Source organism: Cupriavidus sp. TMH.W2, assembly GCF_050847365.1.
Taxonomy (GTDB): Bacteria; Pseudomonadota; Gammaproteobacteria; order Burkholderiales; family Burkholderiaceae; genus Cupriavidus.
In genome coordinates this window covers 3,694,231-3,711,014 of sequence record NZ_CP193792.1, presented here as the reverse complement: position 1 = coordinate 3,711,014, position 16,784 = coordinate 3,694,231, and the positions used below count along the sequence as shown (strand labels likewise).

General features: G+C 67.4%; 14 protein-coding genes. 13 read left to right on the top strand and 1 reads right to left on the bottom strand.

Features of this window, described 5'->3' with window-relative positions:
• The first annotated feature begins 5 nt into the window (after positions 1-5).
• The 3 genes from ACREYQ_RS17110 (at position 6) to ACREYQ_RS17100 (ending at position 3,939) form a co-directional block, all read left to right on the top strand.
• Complete coding sequence (locus tag ACREYQ_RS17110; RefSeq protein ID WP_432258691.1) at positions 6-2,498, top strand: heavy metal translocating P-type ATPase; 2,493 nt, start codon at positions 6-8, stop codon at positions 2,496-2,498.
• The gene (gene cueR, locus ACREYQ_RS17105) at positions 2,495-2,914 is read left to right on the top strand and encodes a Cu(I)-responsive transcriptional regulator (protein WP_432258690.1); all 420 of its coding nucleotides are present in this window, start codon (positions 2,495-2,497) and stop codon (positions 2,912-2,914) included. The genes ACREYQ_RS17110 and cueR overlap by 4 nt, the downstream gene beginning before the upstream one ends.
• Positions 2,915-3,006: 92 nt before the next feature.
• Positions 3,007-3,939, top strand: a complete 933-nt coding sequence (locus ACREYQ_RS17100; protein WP_432258689.1) for a lysophospholipase — start codon at positions 3,007-3,009, stop codon at positions 3,937-3,939.
• Here the strand turns inward: ACREYQ_RS17100 and ACREYQ_RS17095 are convergent.
• Positions 3,936-4,823, bottom strand: coding sequence for a LysR family transcriptional regulator (locus ACREYQ_RS17095; protein WP_432258688.1), 888 nt, complete (start codon positions 4,821-4,823; stop codon positions 3,936-3,938). The two genes, ACREYQ_RS17100 and ACREYQ_RS17095, sit on opposite strands and share 4 nt — an antisense overlap.
• A gap of 232 nt (positions 4,824-5,055) precedes the next feature.
• Here ACREYQ_RS17095 and ACREYQ_RS17090 point away from each other — a divergent pair, with 232 nt between their 5' ends.
• The 10 genes from ACREYQ_RS17090 (at position 5,056) to ACREYQ_RS17045 (ending at position 16,640) form a co-directional block, all read left to right on the top strand.
• Complete coding sequence (locus tag ACREYQ_RS17090) at positions 5,056-6,615, top strand: CoA-acylating methylmalonate-semialdehyde dehydrogenase (RefSeq protein ID WP_432258687.1); 1,560 nt, start codon at positions 5,056-5,058, stop codon at positions 6,613-6,615.
• A gap of 37 nt (positions 6,616-6,652) precedes the next feature.
• Positions 6,653-8,332, top strand: a complete 1,680-nt coding sequence (locus ACREYQ_RS17085) for a GMC family oxidoreductase (protein WP_432258686.1) — start codon at positions 6,653-6,655, stop codon at positions 8,330-8,332.
• Positions 8,333-8,683: 351 nt separating this feature from the next.
• Complete coding sequence (locus tag ACREYQ_RS17080; RefSeq protein ID WP_432258685.1) at positions 8,684-9,460, top strand: ABC transporter ATP-binding protein; 777 nt, start codon at positions 8,684-8,686, stop codon at positions 9,458-9,460.
• 15 nt (positions 9,461-9,475) lie between these two features.
• Entirely contained in the window at positions 9,476-10,201 is a 726-nt protein-coding gene (locus tag ACREYQ_RS17075; RefSeq protein ID WP_432258684.1) for an ABC transporter ATP-binding protein, read from the top strand.
• Positions 10,202-10,279: 78 nt separating this feature from the next.
• Positions 10,280-11,488 carry an ABC transporter substrate-binding protein gene (locus tag ACREYQ_RS17070; protein ID WP_432258683.1) on the top strand — a complete coding sequence of 403 codons (1,209 nt, stop codon included), beginning with the start codon at positions 10,280-10,282 and terminating at the stop codon, positions 11,486-11,488.
• A 76-nt stretch (positions 11,489-11,564) separates the two neighbouring features.
• Positions 11,565-12,449 (top strand): branched-chain amino acid ABC transporter permease, encoded by an 885-nt coding sequence (locus tag ACREYQ_RS17065; protein WP_432258682.1) that lies wholly within the window; start codon positions 11,565-11,567, stop codon positions 12,447-12,449.
• Positions 12,449-13,507: a branched-chain amino acid ABC transporter permease gene (locus ACREYQ_RS17060; RefSeq protein ID WP_432258681.1), complete on the top strand. Its 1,059-nt coding sequence runs from the start codon at positions 12,449-12,451 to the stop codon at positions 13,505-13,507. The genes ACREYQ_RS17065 and ACREYQ_RS17060 overlap by 1 nt, the downstream gene beginning before the upstream one ends.
• A gap of 389 nt (positions 13,508-13,896) precedes the next feature.
• The gene (locus ACREYQ_RS17055; protein WP_432258680.1) at positions 13,897-14,361 is read left to right on the top strand and encodes a hypothetical protein; all 465 of its coding nucleotides are present in this window, start codon (positions 13,897-13,899) and stop codon (positions 14,359-14,361) included.
• A 73-nt stretch (positions 14,362-14,434) separates the two neighbouring features.
• Positions 14,435-15,196, top strand: a complete 762-nt coding sequence (locus ACREYQ_RS17050; RefSeq protein WP_432258679.1) for a sulfite exporter TauE/SafE family protein — start codon at positions 14,435-14,437, stop codon at positions 15,194-15,196.
• 292 nt (positions 15,197-15,488) lie between these two features.
• A complete protein-coding gene (locus ACREYQ_RS17045; protein ID WP_432258678.1) occupies positions 15,489-16,640 on the top strand; it encodes an ABC transporter substrate-binding protein in 1,152 nt (383 codons plus the stop codon).
• The last annotated feature ends 144 nt before the right edge of the window (positions 16,641-16,784 follow it).

The following is a 16,784-nucleotide window of genomic DNA, read 5'->3' as shown; positions in this document are numbered from 1 at the left end:
GAACCATGCCGGATTCCAGCGCTGTGCTTGCTTCCCAACCCGTCCGGACGGACGTCCGCCCGCCAGCCGACGGCATGCCCGAGTGGCGCCTGCCGGTCGACGGCATGACCTGCGCTTCGTGCGTGCGCCGCGTGGAGAAAGCGCTGGCCCAGGTGCCGGGCGTGCGCGATGTCGCCGTCAACCTGGCCACTGAAGCCGCCACGCTGCGCGCGGACTCGGGCGCCGTGCTGCCGGCCGCCGCGCGTGCCGTGGCCGATGCCGGCTACGCCGTGCCGCAGGACACCATCGAACTGAATATCGCCGACATGACCTGCGCCTCGTGCGTGGGCCGGGTGGAAAAGGCGCTGCGCGCGGTGCCGGGCGTGATGGAGGCGCAGGTCAACCTGGCCACCGAGCGCGCCAGCGTCACGCTGCTGCGCGGCGCCGCCGATACGGCGGCGCTGGTGGCCGCGGTGGCACGCGCCGGCTATGGCGCGGCGCCGGTCGCCGATGCCGCGTCGCAGGGGCCACAAGCCGGGCAGGCCGCGGCTCTCTGGGACGGCCCCTGGCCGGTAGCGATCTCGGCGGCGCTGTCGCTGCCGCTGGTGGCGCCGATGGTGCTGGAATGGTTCGGCGTGCACTGGATGCTGCCCGCCTGGGTGCAGTGGCTGCTGGCCACGCCGGTGCAGTTCGTGTTCGGCTGGCGCTTCTACAAGGCGGGCTGGAAGGCGGTGCGCGCCGGCGCCGGCAATATGGACCTGCTGGTGGCGCTTGGCACCTCGGCGGCCTACGGGCTGTCGCTGTGGCTGATGTGGCGCAGCGCCGACGCCATGCCGCACCTGTATTTCGAAAGCGCGGCGGTGGTGATCACGCTGGTGCGCCTGGGCAAGTGGCTGGAAACGCGCGCCAAGCGCCAGACCGCCGATGCCATCCGCGCGCTCGCGGCGCTGCGCCCCGATACGGCCCGTGTGCGCCGCGGCGGCGTGGAGCAGAGCGTGCCGCTGGCGGCGGTGCGCGTGGGCGACGAGGTGGTGGTGCGCCCGGGCGAGCGCATCCCGGTGGATGGCGAGGTGATCGAAGGCATCAGCCATGCCGATGAATCGATGCTGACCGGCGAAAGCCTGCCGGTACCGAAACAGCCCGGCGACCGCATCACCGGCGGCGCCATCAATTTCGAAGGCCTGCTGGTCGCGCGCACCCAGGCGGTGGGCGCCGAGACCGTGCTGGCGCGCATCATCCGCATGGTCGAGCACGCGCAGGCGGCCAAGGCGCCGATCCAGCGCCTGGTCGACCAGGTCAGCGCGGTGTTCGTGCCGGTGGTGCTGGGCATTGCGCTGGTGACGGTGCTGGGCTGGGGCCTCTTTGCCGGCGACTGGGAGGCGGCGCTCCTCAATGCCGTGGCGGTGTTGGTGATCGCCTGCCCATGCGCGCTGGGTCTGGCCACGCCCACGGCGATCATGGCCGGCACCGGCGCCGGCGCGCGTGCCGGCATCCTGATCAAGGACGCCGAGGCGCTTGAGATTGCGCACCGGGTCAGCGTGGTGGCGTTCGACAAGACTGGCACGCTGACGGTCGGCAAGCCGGAAGTGGTGGCGCTGCATGCGGCCGACCCCGCCGACGCTGACGCCAGCGTGCTGCTGGCCCGGCTGGCCGCGCTGCAGGCCGGCAGCGAACATCCGCTGGCCCGCGCCGTGCTGGCTGCGGCGCAGGCGCGCGGCATTGCCGTGCCGCAGGCCAGCGGCGTGCAGGCCCTGCCGGGCCGCGGCATTGCCGGCGTGGTGGACGGCCACGCGCTGCAGCTGGGCAGCGAGCGCCTGCGCGAGTCCCTGGGCGCGGCAGCCGGCACGCTGGCCGCGTTGGCGGACCAGCTGCGCGCGGAAGGCCGCACCGTGTCGTGGCTGCTGGAAACCACGCCGCCGCGCGTGGCCGGGCTGGTTGCGTTCGGCGATGCCATCAAGCCGGGCGCGCCCGCGGCGATCGCAAGGCTGCGCGCCGCCGGCGTGCGCACGGTAATGCTGACCGGCGACAACGCCGGCGCGGCGGCGCGCGTGGCGCAGGCGCTGGGGCTGGATGACGTGCAGGCCGAAGTCCTGCCCGAAGACAAGGCCGCGCGCGTGCAGGCGCTGGGGCGCGATGGCGCGGTGGTGGCCATGGTGGGCGACGGCATCAACGATGCGCCGGCACTGGCGGCGGCCGGCGTCGGCATCGCCATGTCGACCGGCACCGACGTCGCCATGCACGCCGCCGGCATCACGCTGATGCGCGGCGATCCGTCACTGGTGGCTGATGCGCTGGCGGTGTCGCACCGCACCGTGCGCAAGATCAGGCAGAACCTGTTCTGGGCCTTTTTCTACAACGTGGTGGGCATTCCGCTGGCCGCGGCGGGGTTGCTGAACCCGGTGGTGGCGGGCGCGGCAATGGCGTTCTCGAGCGTGAGCGTGGTCAGCAATGCGCTGCTGCTGCGCCGCTGGCGCGCGCAAGCCGGTACGGCATCCACCGCGCACGGAGGCGAGTCATGAATATCGGCGAAGCGGCGCAAGCCTCGGGGGTGTCGGCCAAGATGATCCGGCACTATGAAGCGATCGGGCTGGTGTCGGCGCCACCGCGCACCGAAGGCGGCTACCGCCGCTATGACGAACGCGCCGTGCATAACTTGCGCTTCGTGCGGCGCGCCCGTAATCTGGGATTCTCGCTCGACGAGATCCGCAACCTGCTGTCGCTGTGGCATGACCGGGGCCGTGCCAGCGCCGACGTCAAGGCGCTGACGCTGCGGCATGTGGCCGAGCTGGAGCAGCGCATCGCCGAGCTGGCCGCCATGCGCGACACGCTGCGGGAGCTGGCGCAGCACTGCAACGGCGACGACCGGCCGGACTGCCCGATCCTGGCCGACATAGCGCAGCCGGAAGAGCAGGGCAGGCCAGCCTGCCACAGTTGAGCAGGACAAGCAGTGCCGGAGCACCAAGAAGAACAACGACAGCCGGCGCAAACGCCTTGTGAGCGCTCCGTGCCGGCAGCAGACCTGTGCGAATGGAACCACCGATGACGGACGATCCTGCTGTGGCCGGCATTGCCGGCATGCCTGCCGATACCCCTGCCGTCGCGCATGCGCCGGTGCAGAGCCGCCAGCGCATGCGCGACGGCACCGAGCTGCTGCTGCGCACCTGGCAGCCCGATCCCGCGCGCTTCGCCGAGCCGCTCGGCTCGGTGTTGCTGGTGCACGGGCTTGCCGAACACGCCGGGCGCTACCAGCACGTGGCCGATGTGCTGTGCGGGCTGGGGTTGCGCGTGCGCGCGCACGACCTGCGCGGCCATGGCGCCAGCGGCGGCGCGCGCATGGTGGCGGACCATCCGGATGTCTACCTGAACGACCTTGCCGAGATCTACGACGCCGCGATGCCTGGCTGGCATGAGCTGCCGATCCTGCTTGGCCACAGCATGGGCGGGCTGATCGCAGCGCGCTTTGCCACCGCGCGCGTGCGCCCGGTGCGCGCGCTGGTGCTGTCCTCGCCCGCGCTGGCGCTGCGGCTGTCGGGGCCGATGCTGGCGCTGCAGCGCGTGCTGCTGGCGCTGGCGCCGCGGCTGCGCGTGCCCAATCCGATCGATGCGCGGCACTTGTCGCACGATCCCGCCGTGGTCGCCGCCTACCGCGCCGATCCGCTGGTGCAGACCACCATCACCGCCGGCGTGCTGGAGGGCTTTATCCGCGGCATGGCGCAGGCACAGGCAGATGCCGCGCTGCTGGAGGCGCCCTCGCTGATGCTGGTCGGCGGCGCCGACCGCGTGGTGGACCCGGCCGGCAGCCGCACCTTCTTCGACAACGCGCCGCCCGAGCTGCGCGAAGCGGTGTGGTTCGAGCAGGGCTACCACGAGATCTTCAATGAAGCGCAGCCGCTGCGCGGCGAAGTGTTCGCGGCGCTGACCGGCTGGCTGCAGCGTCGCCTGGAGAACCCGCAGCGCTAGGTTCGGAATACGGATTCGGCGACGCCGAAGACCGCCGCGACGACCGGGTCGTCGCGGCGCGTGGCCAGGCAAACCAGCGTCAGCTCGGTCTGTACCGAGACCCCTTCCACGATCACCAGCCCGTGCGCATGCGACTCGCGCAGCGCAATCGAGTCGCGCACCAGCGACAGCCCCACGCCGGAGCGCACCAGGTCCAGCATCGATGCCTCCTGGTCGACATGCGCCACCTTGGGCACGCCGGCGGGGTCGACGCCCGCCTGCGCGAAACGCGCGGACAAGAGCCGGTGGTGCGCCGATTCGGGCGGCGTCCAGATCCAGGGCAGCGTGGCCAGTTGCGCCCATGAGCGCAGCGCGGTGCGCTCCTTCCAGCCCTTGGGTGCCACCACGTAATACGAGAACGGCGTTAGCGTCAGCGCATGGAAGCCGGCATCGGGCGGCTGGCCCAGATAGAAGCCCACGTCGAGCGCGCCGCTGCGTACCTGTTGCAGCACCCAGCCCGACATGCCGTGGCGCAGCTCGGTGCCGATCTGCGGGTGGCGTTCCACCAGCGTGCGCAGCATCGGGCCCAGGCGCGTGAATTCCGGGTCGAGGATGGTGCCGATCGCCAGCCGGCCGCGCACGGTGTGATGCATCGCGCTGACGGTGTGCTGCAGGTCGCCCACGCCATCCAGAATGCGCTCGGCCAGCGGCAGCAGCGCGGCGCCGTCGGCGGTCAGCGTCAGGCCCGCGGCAGTGCGCTCGAACAGCCGGATGCGCCATGCCGATTGCAGCGCCTTCAGCTGCAGGCTGACCGCCGGCTGCGTCAGGTGCAACTGCTGCGCGGCGCGGGTCAGGTTGCCTTCGCGCGCGACGGCAACGAAGGCGCGCAGGTGGTGGAGGTCCAAGACGAATTTCGGGGTGAGAGTTGGCGCGGCAACGGTGGTGTGGTGCGGCGCAATATTTTGCGTCGCTTATATTGCGATTGACGATAAATCATTGGACGGGGCCGCGCAACTGCACCAAGCTTGCGCTCATCACGGCCCGGCACGCCTTGTGCAGCGAGGCATCGATACCAGTGCAGGACTGGAGGATGCCGGCACCAGCGTCTTCACCAGACGCAAAGATCGGGCAAGCCGCATGCCGTCAGCGAACCAGCATTCAGGAGCGGAAGTGGAAGACATCCTTGCAGAAGCCAGCGCGGTGCAGACCATCATCGGACATGCCATCGCAGGCCGGCAGACACGCGGCGCATCGCAGCGTCTGGCCGATATCTACAACCCCGCCACCGGCGAAGTTGCCGCGCGCGTGGCCATGGGCACCACGCAGGACGTGGCCGACGCCGTCGCCGCCGCCAAGGCTGCCTTCCCGGCCTGGGCCGATACCCCGCCGCTGCGCCGCGCGCGCATCCTGTTCAAGTTCAAGGAGCTGCTTGACCAGCACCACGACGACCTGGCCGCGCTGATCACGCGCGAGCACGGCAAGGTGTTCTCGGATGCCAGGGGCGAAGTCACGCGCGGCATCGAGGTGGTGGAGTTTGCCTGCGGCATTCCCAACCTGCTCAAGACCGATTTCACCGACAACATCGGCGGCGGCATCGACAACTGGAACCTGCGCCAGCCGCTGGGCGTGGTGGCCGGCATCACGCCGTTCAACTTCCCGGTGATGGTGCCGATGTGGATGTTCCCGGTGGCGCTGGCGTGCGGCAATACCTTTGTGCTGAAGCCGTCGGAGCGCGATCCGTCGCCGAGCCTGCTGATTGCCGACCTGCTGCGCCAGGCTGGTTTGCCCGATGGCGTGTTCAACGTCGTGCAGGGCGACAAGGAAGCAGTGGACGCGCTGCTCGCGCATCCGGACGTACAGGCACTGTCCTTCGTCGGCTCGACGCCGATTGCCGAGTACATCTACACGGAAGGCACGAAGCACGGCAAGCGCGTGCAGGCACTGGGCGGCGCCAAGAACCACCTGGTGGTGATGCCCGATGCGGATCTCGATCAAGCCGTGGATGCGCTGATTGGTGCGGCGTATGGTTCCGCTGGTGAACGCTGCATGGCGATCTCGGTCGCTGTGGCCGTCGGCGATATTGCCGACAAGCTGGTGCCGCGCCTGGCCGAGCGCGCGCGTTCGCTGAAGATCCGCAGCGGCATGGAGTCGGACGCAGAGATGGGTCCGCTGGTGACCGGTGCGCACAAGGCCAAGGTCGAAGGCTATATCGCCAAGGGCGTGGCGGAGGGCGCAACGCTGGTGACGGACGGGCGCGGCCACAAGGTCGAAGGCCATGAGCACGGCTTCTATGTCGGCGGCACGCTGTTTGACAACGTCAAGCCCGACATGACGATCTACAAGGAAGAGATCTTCGGCCCGGTGCTGTCCGTCGTGCGCGTGCATGACTTTGCCGAAGCGGTGGCGCTGATCAACGCGCACGAATACGGCAACGGCGTGTCGTGCTACACCAGCGACGGCGGCATCGCGCGCGCGTTTGCGCGGCAGATCCAGATAGGCATGGTCGGCATCAACGTGCCGATCCCGGTGCCGATGGCGTGGCATTCGTTTGGCGGCTGGAAGCGTTCGCTGTTCGGCGACCACCATGCCTATGGCGAAGAGGGCGTGCGCTTCTACACGCGCTACAAGAGCGTGATGCAGCGCTGGCCGGATTCGATTGCCAAGGGCGCCGAGTTCACCATGCCGGTAGCGAAGTAAGCTCCAACGACCATAACGACAATATCGAAAAGAAGCCATGGAGACATTCGACTACATCATCGTTGGCGCCGGCTCGGCCGGCTGTGTCCTGGCGAACCGCCTGACGCAGGATCCGGACGTCAACGTGCTGCTGCTTGAGGCCGGCGGCAAGGACGACTACCACTGGATCCATATCCCGGTCGGCTACCTGTACTGCATCGGCAACCCGCGCACCGACTGGCTCTATCGCACCGAGGCGGAAGCGGGGCTGAACGGCCGCTCGCTGGGCTATCCGCGCGGGCGCGTGCTGGGCGGCTGTTCGTCGATCAACGGCATGATCTACATGCGCGGCCAGCGCGAGGACTATGACGAATGGGCACGGCTCACCGGCGATGATGGCTGGCGCTGGGACTATGTGCTGCCGCTGTTCAAGCGCAGCGAGGACCATCACCGCGGCCCCAGTGAATTCCACGGCGCCGGCGGCGAATGGCGCGTGGAGGGCCAGCGCCTGCGCTGGGACATCCTGGAGCGCTTTGCCGATGCCGCCGAAGAGGCGGGAATCCCGCGCACCGAGGATTTCAACCGCGGCGACAACTTCGGCGTGGGCTATTTTGAAGTGAACCAGCGCCGCGGCATCCGCTGGAACACGGCCAAGGCCTTCCTGCGGCGCGCGTCGGATCGTTCCAACCTGACCATCGTCACGGGCGCTCAGGTGAGCGCGCTGACCTTCGACGGGCGCCGCTGCACCGGCGTGAACTATATCGGCGGCGGGCGGCCGCATACGGCGGCGGCCGCGCAGGAAGTGATCCTGGCCGCGGGCGCGGTCAATACGCCGCAACTGCTGGAGCTGTCGGGCATCGGCCAGGCCGAACGGCTGCAGGCGCTGGGCATTCCAGTGCGCCACGCGCTGCCCGGCGTGGGCGAGAACCTGCAGGACCACTTGCAGCTGCGCTCGGTGGTGAAAGTCAGCGGCGTGCGCACACTGAACACACGCGCCGCGAGCCTGTGGGGCAAGTTCTGCATCGGCCTGGAGTATGCCTTCAACCAGAGCGGGCCCATGAGCATGGCGCCGTCGCAGCTGGGCGCCTTTGCACGCTCGGATCCGTCGCAGGCACGCCCGAACATTGAGTACCACGTGCAGCCGTTGTCGCTGGACAAGTTCGGCGATCCGCTGCATGCGTTCAATGCGTTTACCGCGAGCGCCTGCAACCTGCGCCCGACCTCGCGCGGCAGCGTGCACATCGGCAGCGCGGATTTCCGCCAGGCGCCGGTGATCGCGCCCAACTACCTGTCGACCGACGAAGACCGCCGGGTCGCTGCCGATTCGATCCGGCTCACGCGCCGCATTGTGGCATCGCCGGCGCTGGCCCCGTACCAGCCCGAGGAATGGCTGCCGGGCCCGGCGTTCCAGACCGACGAGCAGCTGGCCGAGGCCGCCGGCAATATCGGCACCACCATCTTCCATCCGGTGGGCACCTGCAAGATGGGCCGCGCCGACGATCCCATGGCCGTGGTCGACCAGCGCCTGCGCGTGCTGGGCATCGACGGCCTGCGCGTGGTCGATGCCTCGGTGATGCCGCTGATCACGTCGGGCAACACCAATTCGCCGACCATCATGATCGCCGAGCGCGCCAGCGACATGATCCGCGAGGACCGCCGGCAGCGCGCCGTCGCGACAGCAGTGGCGGCGCATGCGGAACCCAGGGCAGCGTCTGTGGCCGCTCCGGCAAGTGCTTGAAGCGCCGCGCCGCCTGGCCACGGACGGGGCCGTAGACAAGTGGCGTAGCCTGCGCATGTGCGCTTGCAAAAAAACTGACACTTGGTTCATGTTTCATAGTGCAAACCCCGATGTTTTGCGATGCAACAGGCGCACACAATAGACGCCTTACAGGGTGCGCCGGCAGCACATCAAGGCCGTCGCCGAGCCTGCGCGGGAGCCGCCCCGCAATGAACAGAAAGCCGCAGGCAGGGCCGCCACCACGGCCCAGCCTGACGGTACAAGCGGCAGCAAGGGCCTACGAGGCCGGTTCGGACCATTGTCAGTGCCGGGCATCACCCCGGCAGTTCAGCAAGAGGGCGGGCAGGAGACATGAACCAGCAGGAAACCATCCTGGAAACGCGGAACCTCACCAAGGAGTTCAAGGGGTTCACGGCGGTGAGCGACGTCAACCTGCGGGTGCGCCGCGGGTCGATCCATGCCTTGATCGGCCCCAACGGCGCCGGCAAGACGACCTGCTTCAACCTGCTCACCAAGTTCCTGGAGCCGACCACCGGCACCATCCTTTTCAACGGCATCGATATCACCCGCGACAAGCCCGCCCAGATCGCGCGGCGCGGCGTGATCCGCTCGTTCCAGATCTCGGCGGTGTTCCCGCACATGACGGTGATGGAGAACGTGCGCATCGGGCTGCAGCGGCAACTGGGCACGGCGTACCAGTTCTGGCGCAGCGAGCGCTCGCTCGATGTGCTCAACGACCGGGCCATGGAGCTGCTCGACCAGGTCGGCCTGACCGAGTTCGCGCACACGCTGACGGTGAACCTGCCGTACGGCCGCAAGCGCGCGCTGGAGATCGCCACCACGCTGGCGATGGAGCCCGAACTGATGCTGCTCGACGAACCCACCCAGGGCATGGGCCACGAGGACGTGGACCGCGTCACGCAGCTGATCAGGAAGGTCTCGGCGGGCCGCACCATCCTGATGGTGGAGCACAACATGAGTGTGGTGTCGTCAATTGCCGACAAGATCACGGTGCTGCAGCGTGGCGCGATCCTGGCCGAAGGCCCGTATGCGGAAGTGTCCCGGGACCCGCGCGTGATGGAGGCCTACATGGGCACCGCCGACGCGGAACTGCAGGGCGCGCACTGAGCCAGGGACGACACGATGAGCACATCCAATACTCCCGCACTGGAAATCAAGGACCTGCACGCCTGGTACGGCGAATCGCACATCCTGCACGGCGTAGACCTGACCGTGAACCGCGGCGAAGTGGTCACGCTGCTGGGCCGCAACGGTGCCGGGCGCACCACTACGCTGCGCGCGATCATGGGCCTGACCGGGGCGCGCAAGGGCTCGATCAAGGTCAATGGGCAGGAGACCATCAGCCTGCCGACGCACAAGATCGCGCACTACGGCATCGGCTATTGCCCCGAAGAGCGGGCCATCTTCTCCAGCCTCTCATGCGAAGAGAACCTGATGCTGCCGCCGGTGCTCAAGGGCGCCGACACCAGCCAGGGCATGAGCGAGGCCGACATCTACGAGATGTTCCCCAACCTGAAGGAGCGCCGCCAGAGCCAGGGCACGCGCCTGTCGGGCGGCGAGCAGCAGATGCTGGCGGTCGGGCGCATCCTGCGCACCGGCGCCAACCTGCTGCTGCTCGATGAAATCTCGGAAGGATTGGCACCGGTGATCGTGCAGGCGCTGGCGCGCATGATCCTGATGCTCAAGCAGAAGGGGTACACGGTGGTGATGGTGGAGCAGAACTTCCGCTTCGCCGCGCCGCTGGCGGACCGCTTCTACGTGATGGAGCACGGCAGCATCGTTGAGCGCTTCGCGGCCAGTGAGCTGCAGGCCAAGATGCCGGTATTGCATGAACTGCTAGGGGTCTGATCCGTACCCCGGATCAACGGTTGCTTGTTTGGCAGGAACGGGTGGCGCACACGCCGCCGCAAATCAGGAGACTAAGAGATGAAGAAGACTCGGCTCGCGGCCGCGATGGCGGCCATCGCCATGGGTGCGGTTTCGTTCGGTGCGGCTGCCCAGGTTTCGGGCGACACCGTGAAGATCGGCTACATCACGGACATGTCGGGCCTGTACGCCGACATCGATGGCCCCGGCGGCCTCGAAGCCATCAAGATGGCGGTCGAGGACCACGGCGGCAAGGTGCTGGGCAAGCCCATCGAGATCCTCTCCGCCGACCACCAGAACAAGGCCGACATCGCCGCCTCGAAGGCGCGCGAATGGATGGACCAGCAGGGCCTGGACATGCTGCTGGGCGGCACCAACTCCGGCACGGCGCTGGCCATGAACAAGGTGGCCTCGGAGAAGAAGCGCGTCTATATCAACATCGGCGCCGGCACGGCGCGCCTGACCAACGAAGAGTGCTCGCCGTACACGGTGCACTACGCCTATGACACGGTGGCGCTGGCCAAGGGCACCGGCAGCGCGGTGGTCAAGCAGGGCGGCAAGTCGTGGTTCTTCCTGACCGCCGACTACGCCTTCGGCCATTCGCTGGAAAACGACACCGCGGCCGTGGTCAAGGCCAACGGCGGCACGGTGGCGGGGCAGGTGCGCCATCCGCTGTCGGCATCGGACTTCTCGTCGTTCCTGCTGCAGGCGCAGGCGTCCAAGGCGCAGATCCTGGGCCTGGCCAACGCCGGCGGCGACACCATCAATGCGATCAAGGCGGCCAAGGAATTCGGCATCACCAAGACGATGAAGATCGCCGGCCTGCTGATGTTCATCAACGATGTGCACAGCCTCGGGCTGAAGAACACCGAAGGCCTGCTGATGACCGACAGCTGGTACTGGGACATGAACGACGACACCCGCAAGTTCGCCAACCGCTTCTTCGGCAAGATGAAGAAGATGCCGAGCAGCTTGCAGGCAGCGGACTACTCGGCGGTCAACACCTACCTGAAGGCGGTGGAAGCAGCCAAGACCGACGATCCGGACAAGGTCATGGCCGAGCTGAAGAAGATGAAGATCAACGACTTCTACACCAAGGGCTATATCCGCCAGGACGGCCGTGGCATCCACGACATGTACCTGATGCAGGTGAAGACCCCGGCCGAGTCGAAGAAGCCGTGGGATTACCTGAAGGTGGTCGCGACCATCCCGGGCGACCAGGCCTTCACCACGGTGGCCGAGTCGAAGTGCGCATTGCTGAAGAAGTAAGAATCAGCAGGCCCGCGACGTTTGCTCCCCTCTCCCGCGCACGGGGGAGGGGAGACACCACCAGCAACTGACGCTCATGGACATCTTCGGAATCCCCTTGCCGGCCATGCTTTCCCAGCTCTTGCTGGGGCTGGTCAACGGCGCCTTCTATGCGATGCTGAGCCTGGGCCTGGCGGTGATCTTCGGCCTGCTCAACGTCATCAATTTCGCGCACGGCGCGCTCTTCATGCTGGGCGCGGTGCTGGCCTGGATGGGCATGGAGTACGCCGGGCTGAACTACTGGATCATGCTGCTGCTGTCGCCGCTGGTGGTCGCCGCGCTGGGTGTGGTGATCGAGAAGACCATGCTGCGCTGGATCTATAAGCTCGACCATATCTACGGCCTGCTGCTGACGCTGGGCATCACGCTGGTGGTCGAGGGCATCTTCCGCTCCGTCTACGGCGTGTCCGGGCTGCCGTACTCGACGCCGGACGCGCTGCAGGGCGCGACCGACCTGGGCTTCATGATCCTGCCCAACTACCGCGCGTGGGTCGTGGTGGCGTCGCTGACGGTGTGCTTTGCCACCTGGTACGTGATCGAGAAGACCAAGCTGGGCGCCTACCTGCGCGCCGGCACCGAGAACCCCAAGATGGTCGAGGCCTTCGGCGTCAACGTGCCGCTGATGGTGACGCTGACCTACGGCTTCGGCGTGGCGCTGGCCGCGTTTGCCGGGGTGCTGGCCGCGCCGGTGATCCAGATCTCGCCGCTGATGGGGCAGAACCTGATCATTATCGTGTTCGCGGTGGTGGTGATCGGCGGCATGGGCTCGATCATGGGTTCGATCCTGACCGGCCTGGGGCTGGGGGTGATCGAGGGCCTGACCAAGGTGTTCTATCCTGAAGCATCGTCGACCGTGGTGTTCTTCATCATGGTGATCGTGCTGCTGCTGCGCCCGGCCGGGCTGTTCGGGAAGGAGAAGTGATGGGCGCACCGACCACATCATCGACGCCATCCACGGCGGCGGCCAACGCAGGCAAGGCAGGAAAGGGACAAGGCGTGCAGAAGAAACTGTTGTACGGATTGCTGCTGCTGGCACTGGTGGCCGCACCGCTGGCCGGGGCGTATCCGGTGTTCGTGCTCAAGGTGCTGTGCTTCGCGCTGTTTGCGTGCGCCTTCAACCTGCTGATCGGCTACACCGGGCTGCTCTCGTTCGGCCATGCGGCCTTCTTCGGCGGTGCCGGCTACGCGGCCGGCCATGCGATGAAGGTCTGGGGCGTGACGCCCGAGATCGGCCTGGTCCTGGGCACCGGCACGGGCGCGCTGATCGGCTACGTGGTGGGCTCGCTGGCCATCCGCCGCCAGGGCATCTACTTCTCGATGATCACGCTGGCGCTGGCGCAGATGCTGTTCTTCATCTGCCTGCAGGCGCCCTTTACCGGCGGCGAGGACGGCCTGCAGGGCATCCCGCGCGGCAAGCTCTTTGGCGTGCTGCCGCTGTCGGACGACCTGACGCTCTACTACGTGGCGCTGGTGATCATCGTGGCCGCCTTCGCGCTGATCGTGCGCACGGTGCATTCGCCGTTCGGCCAGATCCTGAAGGCGATCAAGGAGAACGAGCCGCGCGCGGTGTCGCTGGGCTATGACGTCGACCGCTTCAAGCTGACCGCCTTCGTGCTGTCGGCGGCGCTGTCGGGGCTGGCGGGTTCGATCAAGGCGCTGGTGCTGGGCTTCGAGACGCTGACCGACGTGCACTGGTCGATGTCGGGCTCGGTCATCCTGATGACGCTGGTCGGCGGCCTGGGCACCTTGTCGGGCCCGATCGTCGGCGCCTTCGTGGTGGTTGCGCTGGAAAACAAGCTGGGCGACATCGGCAACTTCCTGGCGTCGGTGACCGGCATGTCCTGGTTCGGCACGCTGGGCGAGTCGGTGACGATGGTGACGGGCGTGATCTTCGTCATCTGTGTGCTGACTTTCCGTCGTGGCATCATGGGCGAGTTGCTGGCGCGCTTCGGAGGCGACGGCGGGCGCAAGCAGCAGTGACTGTGGGGCGACATGCCCGATTCCAGGGCTAGGGTTTTTTCTAGCTTGTCCTCGATGCACTGCTTCGGTACATTCCATATACGGTTTTCGCAGGTTAAATGGAGGCGGAAGCGAGGAGACGACAGGCGCGCACCCGGTGTCGGGTAGCAGCGTTATAAATAAAGGGCGTTGCCGGGTGATCCTCGGCAACGCTTTTTTCATTTGGGCTTCCCGATCCTTCCTGTGGCGCTTTCGCCTTATTTCGGGGCATTCATGCCGCATCGGCATTACCTGCCCTGACGCCACATGCGACAATGCTGGCGCTCTCGTTGCCCGCCATGCCTGCCGTTCCTGATTCCCCCGACTCCCCAGACGCACCGGATTGTCCCGGCGCACCCGCGCCGCAGGGCTTGGTACGCCCTGGGCTGGGCGCCGACGCCGCCGTGCTCGAGGCCTGGCTGGACGCGGTGCAGCCGTTGCCGGTGCCCGCTGCCCGGGCGCGCCGGCAGATGCTGGACGACCTGCTGGCCCAGTCCGGGCGCGGCATCTGCCTGCTGGCATACGACGCGCAGGCACCGCACGGCCTGCTGGCCTGCCTGCCGGTGGCGCTGCTGCCGAGCCTGGAGCTTGCCGGCCTGGCCGCCTGTGCCACCGAATGGTGGGTACGGCCCGGGCTGGACGCCGGCGCCAGCCGCACCTGCCTGGCATCCTGCTGCGCCACGCTGGCCGACTGGGGCCGCGCGCACGGTATCCGCCATGCGCTGCTGGCGCCCGCGCTGGTGGCGGGGCACGGCGGCGCACCGCCGGGCTTCAGCCTGCACGGCAACGGCATGTGGCACCGCAGCCTGGTGCCGGCGGCGAAGGTGCTGGGCTGACCCGGCGCCGACTGGCTGCGCGCCCTTGTCCTGTTCCGATCCTTCCTGATTTTTCCCTTTTCGCTTTCCTGCAATGACGGAATTTGCATTCCTGGCGGCTGCCGCCTTTCTCGCCGGCCTGATCGACGCGGTCGCCGGCGGCGGCGGCCTGGTCCAGATCCCGGCGCTGTTCTCGGCCTATCCCAATATCGCCCCGGCCACGCTGCTGGGCACCAACAAGGTGGGCTCGATCGCGGGCACCGCCAATGCAGCGCTGCGCTACGGCCGCAGCGTGCGTATCTACTGGGGCGCGACCGCGCCCGCGGTGGTGGCGGCCTTTGTCTTCTCGATGGCCGGTGCCTGGGCGCTGACCATGATCCCCGCCGAGCCGCTGCGCAAGGCGCTGCCCTTCGTGCTGGTGGCGCTGCTGGTCTATACCGTGGCCAAGAAAGACCTGGGCGCCGAGCACGCCCCCACGCTGACCGGCTGGGGCGAGCGCAGCGCCGCCTTGCTGGCCGGCGCTGCGCTGGGCTTCTATGACGGGGTGTTCGGGCCCGGCACCGGCAGCTTCCTGATGATCGTGTTCGTGCGCGTGTTCGGCTATGACTTCCTGCATGCGGCGGCGTCGACCAAGCTGGTCAACCTTGCCACCAACCTGGCGGCGCTGCTGCTGCTGGCCAGCAAGGGCCATATCTGGTGGCAGCTGGGCCTGGTGATGGCGGTGGCCAACGCCGCCGGCAGCCAGGTGGGCAGCAAGCTGGCGCTGCGCCACGGCAGCGCCTTCGTGCGCAAGGTGTTCATCGTGGTGGTGAGCGCGCTGATCCTGAAGACCGCCTGGGACGCGTTCCTGCGCTGACCGCAAAGCCAGGCGGGGCGCGCGATGCGGGTTAATCCTCCCTTTTCGCGCCAAAGCGCTGTGATAGACTCGATCCGCATTCCCGACCGCGCGGTCGGTGAATGCCCGAAGCGCCTTTCCGGGGGAGTGGTGCGGGCGGGAAATGGGGAGCGGCCTTGCGCTGTTCCTGGCTGTAGCGCAGGTGCCGGCGATGTGCCTGCGTTGACCCGAGGGGTCGGTACAAAATAGAAGGGGCATCCGCCGGCGGACGCCGGACGGATGCCTTTCCGTTTCAGGAACCGAAGGAGACAAGATGGATTTCAAGCGCGCCAGCCTGCTGGCAATCGCTGCGGCCAGCCTGGCTGCCGGGGCAGCCCATGCACAGGTCAAGGTCGGGGTGACGGTGTCGGCCACGGGTCCGGCGGCGTCGCTGGGCATTCCGGAAAAGAACACCTTCACGCTGATGCCCAAGGAGATCGCGGGCAAGAAGATCGAGTACATCGTGCTGGACGATGCCTCGGACACCACCACCGCGGTCAAGAACACGCGCAAGCTGATTAGCGAAGACAAGGTCGATGTCGTGGTGGGCTCCACGGTCACGCCGAACTCCCTGGCGATGGTGGACGTGGTGGCCGAGAACGAGACGCCGATGATCACCATGGCCGCGTCGGCCCGCATCATCGAGCCGATGGATGCCAAGCGCGCCTGGGTCTTCAAGACGCCGCAGAATGACTCGCACATGGCGACCGCCATTGCCGAGCACATGACCAATAACAACGTGAAGACGGTGGCCTTCATCGGCTTCGCGGATGCCTATGGCGACAGCTGGGCGCAGGAGTTCGCCAAGGTGGCCGAGCTGCGCAAGATCAAGGTCGTCGCCAACGAGCGCTTTGCCCGCACCGATACGTCGGTGACCGGCCAGGTGCTGAAGATGATGGGCGCCAATGCCGACGCCGTGCTGATCGCAGGCTCGGGTACGCCCGCGGCGCTGCCGGCCAGGACGCTCAAGGAGCGCGGCTACAAGGGCAAGATCTACCAGACCCATGGCGTCGCCAACCCTGACTTCCTGCGCGTGTGCGGCAAGGACTGCGAGGGGACCTTCCTGCCGGCCGGGCCGTTGCTGGTGGCCGAGCAGTTGCCTGACAGCAATCCGGTGAAGAAGCCGGCCATGGCCTACAAGACGGCTTACGAGAAGGCGTTCGGTGGCCAGGTCTCGACCTTTGGCGGCCATGCGTGGGATGCGGGGCTGATCCTGCAGCATGCCATCCCTGAGGCGCTGAAGAAGGGGCAACCGGGGACCAAGGAATTCCGCAAGGCGTTGCGGGATGCGATGGAGCAGACCAGGAATCTGCCGGTGTCGCATGGGATTATGAACATGAGTGCTACTGACCATCTGGGCTTTGATCAGCGGGCGCGGGTGATGGTGGAGGTTGTTGAGGGGAAGTGGAGGTTGTTGGGGAAGTGAGGGTGGGGGTGTTTTGGTGGTTGGCTTGGTTATGTCGGTCGGGTTCGATGTTGTCGTAGGTTTTACCGCCTGGTTCCGCCCTGCTGGGCGGGTCACTTTTTGTCCGAGCGACAAAAAGTAACCAAAAAACGCGTCGCCTCAGGC

Excerpts from the sequence above, each read along its gene's own strand:
- ACREYQ_RS17065 (WP_432258682.1), top strand. The coding sequence starts at position 11,565 with ATGGACATCTTCGGAATCCCCTTGCCGGCCATGCTTTCCCAGCTCTTG.
- ACREYQ_RS17100 (WP_432258689.1), top strand. The coding sequence starts at position 3,007 with ATGGAACCACCGATGACGGACGATCCTGCTGTGGCCGGCATTGCCGGC.
- ACREYQ_RS17060 (WP_432258681.1), top strand. The coding sequence starts at position 12,449 with ATGGGCGCACCGACCACATCATCGACGCCATCCACGGCGGCGGCCAAC.
- cueR (WP_432258690.1), top strand. The coding sequence starts at position 2,495 with ATGAATATCGGCGAAGCGGCGCAAGCCTCGGGGGTGTCGGCCAAGATG.
- ACREYQ_RS17050 (WP_432258679.1), top strand. The coding sequence starts at position 14,435 with ATGACGGAATTTGCATTCCTGGCGGCTGCCGCCTTTCTCGCCGGCCTG.
- ACREYQ_RS17045 (WP_432258678.1), top strand. The coding sequence starts at position 15,489 with ATGGATTTCAAGCGCGCCAGCCTGCTGGCAATCGCTGCGGCCAGCCTG.
- ACREYQ_RS17090 (WP_432258687.1), top strand. The coding sequence starts at position 5,056 with ATGCCGTCAGCGAACCAGCATTCAGGAGCGGAAGTGGAAGACATCCTT.
- ACREYQ_RS17080 (WP_432258685.1), top strand. The coding sequence starts at position 8,684 with ATGAACCAGCAGGAAACCATCCTGGAAACGCGGAACCTCACCAAGGAG.
- ACREYQ_RS17085 (WP_432258686.1), top strand. The coding sequence starts at position 6,653 with ATGGAGACATTCGACTACATCATCGTTGGCGCCGGCTCGGCCGGCTGT.
- ACREYQ_RS17070 (WP_432258683.1), top strand. The coding sequence starts at position 10,280 with ATGAAGAAGACTCGGCTCGCGGCCGCGATGGCGGCCATCGCCATGGGT.
- ACREYQ_RS17075 (WP_432258684.1), top strand. The coding sequence starts at position 9,476 with ATGAGCACATCCAATACTCCCGCACTGGAAATCAAGGACCTGCACGCC.
- ACREYQ_RS17110 (WP_432258691.1), top strand. The coding sequence starts at position 6 with ATGCCGGATTCCAGCGCTGTGCTTGCTTCCCAACCCGTCCGGACGGAC.